The sequence below is a fragment of the Natrinema hispanicum genome (assembly GCF_900111485.1).
GTDB classification, from domain to species: Archaea; Halobacteriota; Halobacteria; order Halobacteriales; family Natrialbaceae; genus Natrinema; species Natrinema hispanicum_A.
On the sequence record NZ_FOIC01000063.1, the window covers coordinates 1 to 6,423 of the forward strand.

Sequence of the window (6,423 nt, forward strand, 5' to 3'; positions counted from 1 at the left end):
TCGAGTTGTTCCTTCGTGACCTTCGTCACGTCCTGGAGAGGAGTCGCTGGCGGCGTCAGCGTCGCCGCCAGCGTCGTCCCCTTGGTCTTCGTTCTCTTCTTCGTCGCTGTCACCGTTGCCAGGTGATCCAGCCGCGCCACCCTGCTTACTGGGTGGTGTGTTTGGGTTTTCGTACCGCTTGAGGCGAGTCTCAAGTACCTCTATCTGCTGTTGCTGTGCAGCGAGTTGGCGATGGAGAAGGCGGTTCTCGAGCTTTTGAATTACGAGTTGCTGGCGGAGATGCGTACTGTCCTCGGTGCGGATCGCGGAATCTATCGATTCCGGCGATCCGCTAATCCCCAGCGACACAGTTGGTTCACCATTGAGAGACCATTCATGAGACTGCTACGAAATCGGCCTGACGGCGGGTCGCTATCCAATTACCATATATCTCTACGCTGATTTCGATAACGTAATATTTTATTACTGGTCAGACAGACTTAGAACAGGATTCAGTTGATATTTCTACGGGTACCTGACAATGACTACTGATGCTACAGACGTAGGCCGATCCGGGCTAATTGTTCTCGTCGGAACGGGTGTGAGCATGCTTGGGTTCTATCTATTACGTGTTGTCCTCGCTCAAGCACTTTCTCGGGATGTTTTCGGCGCTATAATTCTGATGCTATCCTTGCTTGATATCGCTGTGATTGGCTGTCTTTTCGGACTTAACCAAGGACTTGTTAAGCACCTTCCCGCTACGAACCGTGGTGACCACGAGCAAAACACATATATTACGATTTCCTTCGGTATTGTCGGCATCACCTCGATTCTCCTTGCCGGCATCGGCATACTATTTTTGGAGCAAGTTCGTGAAGCCGCTTTCGCCGGTTCTGTTTCGAGCGAATTCATCATTCTCACCCTTATTGCACTCCCGTTTTATGCTCTCATCAAATTATCAGCCGGAACACTTCAGGGGTACCAGGAGTCCACCCTATACACGCTCGTATCCAAAATCGCATTATCTGGTGGACGCTTGATCGCCGCAGTTGGAGCACTGCTGCTCGTCGGGAGTGGTATCGCCGTTGTCGCCGGTATCCTAGTTGCCTATGTTGTTACTGCGGCTTTCGGGCTCGCATTGATCCTTTGGACTGGGTGGAGACCGGAATTCGATAGCGATGCGGCGATACTTTCGTTTTTTTCGTTTAGTTTCCCGCTCTTACTGTCTTCTTCTTTGTATATACTTTTGACAACGGCTGACAAGGTTATGATCGGATACTTTACTTCTGCCACGGCGACAGTTGGACAGTATGAGGTCGTTGTTACGATTGCATCTCTTTTAACGGTATTTCACAGTTCGTTTTCGTTCCTGTTGTTCCCCCGCATATCAGAATTAGTGTCCAACGGAAGAAGTAACGAAATCCCATCACTCTACAATCAGGCCACCAGGTGGATTCTCATATTCACAGTTCCCCTCCTATCTGTGATACTCTTGCGTCCCGGAGTATTTGTTGACCTGTTCGGAGACGAATACACATTGGGTTCTCTTTATATGCCGATAGTAATATTAGCAGGGGCAAAGCTTGTCGATTCCGTTCTCGGACCAAATGGACAGGCACTTTTAGGGTTCGGGAAATCGAGAACAATCTTCATCTACAACAGCATTGCTGTTGGCCTCAATGTCATTTTAAATATAGTTCTAATACCCCGTTATGGGGTAATAGGTGCTGCTATCTCATCACTAGTAGGATATATTTGCATGAATTTTCTGAAAACAACCGACCTTTATGTTAATCACCAATTCGGTTTCTTTGACCGGGGGGCTGTTCTCTATTCGATTGTCGCTTTAATTACCGCCACGATTACTTCAACACTGATTCCGGATTCCACCTGGATAGTATCAAGTATCTTAATAGTTGGGATCATAGCTACCACTGCACTTTTCGGCGGACTCGGTGCGCTATATTTCACAGGAGAGGTCACTAACGAGGATAGAAAGACAGTCAAAAGCATTATCGGTATGTTTTCCAAGGTGTGGTGACACGATGAGTATACATGAAGATAGTAATACTAAGAACGTGGCTCACAAATATCGGGAATGGATTCATCGACAAAGGTGCGAAAGCCATTGTTCGGCAGTCATTCCCGGAAGCAGACATCTTTGAAGTATCTGGTTTTCCTAATAAGACGGAAGAGAAAGTAGCACTTGGTCCCCTCGCTGGAGGAACCTGGCGGAAGCTTGGTGACACTGGTCAGAAATTTCGGGACCATCGATTTCGAACTCATCCGGTCCGCCAGAACATGGTCAATCTCAGCGAATTTGTGGACGCAGATCTTGCGATACTTCCCGGGTGTGTTCTCTATGATGTCGGGTTGGAGCCCTACTTCCAGACCCTCCTCGAATTGCAGGCTCGAGACATCCCGATAGTAATTCTCGGTGCTGGTGGCGGAGACTATCATCGAGAAACCCGCCAATACGTTACCGAAAAACTCCAGCAGCTCGACGTCTGTGGTCTTATCGCTCGCGACACACCGACGTACGAGCACTACGGGGACGTAGTGGACGTAGCACACAATGGGATTGACTGTGCCTTCTTCATTAACGAGTGGCACACGCCCCCAGAGAGTAACCAGCAGTTCACTGTCGCCGCCTTCGACAAGGTCGAAGAGCCGCCGCTACAGACCGACAACCGAACGATCAGACCAGACCACAATCCATTCGGCCGCTCGAAACCGTACCAGGGTCTCCCAAGAAACGTTCGGGACCGACTTAAGAACCGCAATAATTTCAAACGAGGGAACGTGTTCGTATCAGATCTCGTTACCGACTATCTGTTCCTGTACGCTAACACTGAGACAACACATTCTGATCGAATTCACGCGTGCGTTCCAACGCTCGCCTACGGAAATCAAGCGAAGTTCCACTTCGACACTCCGCGCGGAGCATTGTTCGACAATGTCGGCCTCTCCGACATTACGGACCGCACTGTATCGCTCGATGAGGGTATCGAGGAAAAGAAAGAGCAACAGGTGCAGCAGTTACGCGATACTGTCGACGTACTACAAAATATGGCCTGAGTGGGCTACGAGCTGTAGTATACTGATCGGCGGTCGTCGTGATACCCCCTATTTAATACCTGTTCGACCCAATTTTTTCGGGCATCGGTCGAACGACCGCTCTACCAGAATACGAGTGAACAGGGTATCCCTCACGCATCGACTGCGAATCGACGGCCACCAAGTCATTTTCAAACGGAGAGAGTGGTTCGTCGCCAACGATACGGACATAATCCTAGGTAGTGAGGCGCTTGTACTCCAAGTTGTGGTAATCATGCTCCTCGCTGCCGACGTTGGGATCTACGGGCTTACACACGAGTGAGGCAGTCTCGAGTTAGGACTCACTCGCTGCTTCGTCATCGAACTGGTAGATCGTTACTGATTCGTCTCCGTAAATGCGATTGAGCTCGCCATTCTCATCTATTCGGTCTGGATAGGGCTCCATCAGCACCCGATCTGAATACGCATGAATGGGGCGCTTGTCGTCGCGCGAAGCTTGGTCGACGACGTAGTACGCACTTGTGTACTCGGGCTGCAAAGGGCGATCTCCGACAGCCATTTCATAATGGTGTGGGTCAACAACCAGAACCTCGTAGAGTTCGTTTCCTGATTGGATCGTATTCGACATAAAACTACTCTGGAGGTTGAAATCAGTCATTACCAACCCATTCGTGTACCCATCAATCCATTGGGAGCTCGAATCCGTTGACTCATGAGTGGTCACCGGGTCGCGACCGAGGTTGTCCGTTGTAGCTATTGCACCAACCATCGTCGCGCTCAAAACGAGACAGATAGCGAGGGCACTTACTGTAGCTCCCTTTCGGATACGTTGGTCAACGTTGATGGTTAGGATACCGTAGACACCGATCAGGATGAATACGTCAGTGACGAACGCCAGCCCGAGAGCAGTGCGCGAGTAGAGAACACTAAAGATAATTTGCGCTCCCCCAGCTCCAAGGAGATATATAAGGGCACGGGTCTGCCGCTCCGAAAGTCGTTTCCCTCGAAGGACAGAGAGTCCGAGGTATCCAGTCGCGACTGTCATTAGGAGCGCTGATATTACGTGTATCAGCATATGTGTGTAGAAATAGACAGTACCCGCGTACATTTTTCGGTAGTCCCACTCGTAGGGTATCGGGTCTGATCCACCGCCACTGCCGAGCAGGCCCGCAATATTTGAGATGAAATCTCCAAGTGGGAGCCCACCCATCAATATCGCGGCCACGTATAGCGAGTCCCAGATTGCAATAAACGTCGCCGTGATGATACCCGCAAAGACGATCGTGCGCAAAAGGTTCTCGACTGGGTATCTGGCGACGATTCGATCGGAGTGTCTGGAGACATACGTGGCGACGACTGCAAGACCAAGGATACCGACAATCAGAGTTCCGACCTGGATTGTCGCGGTGTGCCACGTCAGCGGGTGTAAAAATATCAGTAGGAATAACAGACCCTGAACCCGTTTTCTCGAGGTGTCAAGGGACCTGTGAATAATATATATGAGCAGGAACAGCGCCGGGACCGTGATGAACGATGCATAGGAGCGGTAGGAAACTGGGAGCGTTAGCATGTAGACGGTAAAATACGACGCGTAAGCGGCAGCGACAGTCGTCGACAGTAGTCGCCGTGTCGTGATATAAACAACGACAGGGACAAAGAAGATACCAATACCGAGTGCCATGAAATCGCGTGCCCCCATCCCCGTTAACTCCATGACAATCAGATAGGCGGAGACTAGAGATGGGTACTGAGATGCGTTTTGAATGGCGACGCGTGCGAAATCGGAACCGTACGAGGATTGGTCAAGCGTCGTCGTCGATAGGATAGGAATGCGCGTGATGACGTCTGTTGAGGCATAGCCGTTGGCAAACATGTCCATTGACGTGACGAACATCCCTGGGTAGCGATATACCCCCGTTCCATTAGGATAATAGTACAGAAACACAAACGAGATCGCGAGGAGCCAGATGGTTAAGAACGCCTTCGCCCCCCGACTGGCCATCGTTCCCATCTATTATAGAGTGGATGAGGGCTGCCGTAATAATCTTACTAATCTTAGACGTGTGATTGTATCCGGTCTGTGTTTGAGAGTGCATGTTCTATCTTGTTATTTGTCTTGTATACCCCACGATCACTATTTTACGATTGAATGATATTTATCGTGGTCAGATACTCGCCCGGGTCACCATCGAGTTGCTGAACCATGTACGGACTACTCACGTAGTGACCGGTCCCACCTTGTTGAGTTACTAACCTAGTCCTGTAGTAATTTGTGCTCTATTGAAAATGGCCGACAGCGTCGAGTTTGGTCGGTACTGGTTTGAGAGAACGAGGTCAAGAAGCCGATTATGGCAGTCGCACTCCTTGACCTCGTTGAGAAGGCACTACGCGTAGCAAAACAAGCGTTGGGGAATCATGCGGGGAAGCCCGAGTCAGGCGGGCTTCCCCGCGAAGCACACATCGTCGCTCATTGTATTCGGAAGGAAGAAGGCCACACGTTCACTGAACTTGTTGATCGGCTGGGACTTATGCCGGAGGTGTGCGATCGCCTCGGCATTCATCCCAAGGCGTTGCCTGATCCAACGACGTTCTACCACTCTCTAGACCGATACGCGATGTACGTGTGGCGGGCGTTGTTGCGCGTCTCTGCGCAGCAACTCCGCCAATCTGGACACGCCGCTTTGGACAGCACGTTCTTCGAACGTGACCAAGCTTCGCAGTACTACCTCCAACGGCAGAGTCGGACGGTCACGACAGTCAAAGCGACGACACTGACCGATACAGAGTCATTGGCGGTACTGGACGTACATTGTTGTATCGAGCGTGAACACGATACGAAGGCTGGCCCGCGGGTCGTCCGCCGGAACGCGGACGACCTGCGGGCCGTCGTCGCCGACAACGGGTTCCAAGACTGGCACACCGAATACGAGCTGTCTGCATACGACCTCGATTATCGTGTTCATCATCGTGGATCGAAACCGATGGCTGTAGCACACAACGCGCTCAATCAGACGAATAGCTACACGCAACGGTGGATGGCAGAGACGTCCTACTCAACGACGAAGCGAACGCAAGCCTCCGCCTTGCGTTCGCGGTTCTGGTACCGTCAGTTCCGTGAGATCGTCCTCATGTTCGCTCTCCACAACATCAAAAAGACCGCTACAAAGCTATGATCGTACTGCCGTACCGCATTTTCAATAGAGCAGTAATTTGATGCTATATCAGCCGTCGATTTGTTGACCCCACCACCGACGTACATTAGATTGTCTGCTGCATGGACGTGTCCGTTCTCTAATACTACTTCGGCGGTTGAATCGGCACCGCAATCTTCGCTGGACGCCTTTGAGTTTGCATGGCCCAAATCAACTGCCGGATACAGAATCCAAA

The 6,423-nt window shown here is 50.9% G+C and carries 4 protein-coding genes and 1 pseudogene; 3 read left to right on the top strand and 2 right to left on the bottom strand.

The window, feature by feature from the left end; all coding sequences use genetic code 11:
* Nucleotides 1-348 (bottom strand): annotated as a pseudogene (locus BSG09_RS19620) (IS66 family transposase); the annotation flags it as partial.
* Nucleotides 349-520: 172 nt separating this feature from the next.
* On the opposite strand from BSG09_RS19620, the gene BSG09_RS19625 reads away from it, so the two are divergent.
* Together BSG09_RS19625 and BSG09_RS19630 are read left to right on the top strand one after the other, a co-directional pair.
* Complete coding sequence (locus tag BSG09_RS19625) at nt 521-2,020, top strand: flippase (RefSeq protein WP_092936127.1); 1,500 nt, start codon at nt 521-523, stop codon at nt 2,018-2,020.
* A gap of 14 nt (nt 2,021-2,034) precedes the next feature.
* On the top strand, nt 2,035-3,057 hold the full coding sequence (locus BSG09_RS19630) for a polysaccharide pyruvyl transferase family protein (protein ID WP_092936130.1): 1,023 nt from the start codon (nt 2,035-2,037) through the stop codon (nt 3,055-3,057).
* 313 nt (nt 3,058-3,370) lie between these two features.
* On the opposite strand, the gene BSG09_RS19640 is transcribed toward BSG09_RS19630, so the two are convergent.
* Nucleotides 3,371-5,047: a hypothetical protein gene (locus tag BSG09_RS19640; RefSeq protein WP_139246295.1), complete on the bottom strand. Its 1,677-nt coding sequence runs from the start codon at nt 5,045-5,047 to the stop codon at nt 3,371-3,373.
* A 337-nt stretch (nt 5,048-5,384) separates the two neighbouring features.
* Here BSG09_RS19640 and BSG09_RS19645 point away from each other — a divergent pair, with 337 nt between their 5' ends.
* Nucleotides 5,385-6,209 carry a transposase gene (locus BSG09_RS19645; protein ID WP_092936137.1) on the top strand — a complete coding sequence of 275 codons (825 nt, stop codon included), beginning with the start codon at nt 5,385-5,387 and terminating at the stop codon, nt 6,207-6,209.
* Nucleotides 6,210-6,423: the final 214 nt, after the last annotated feature.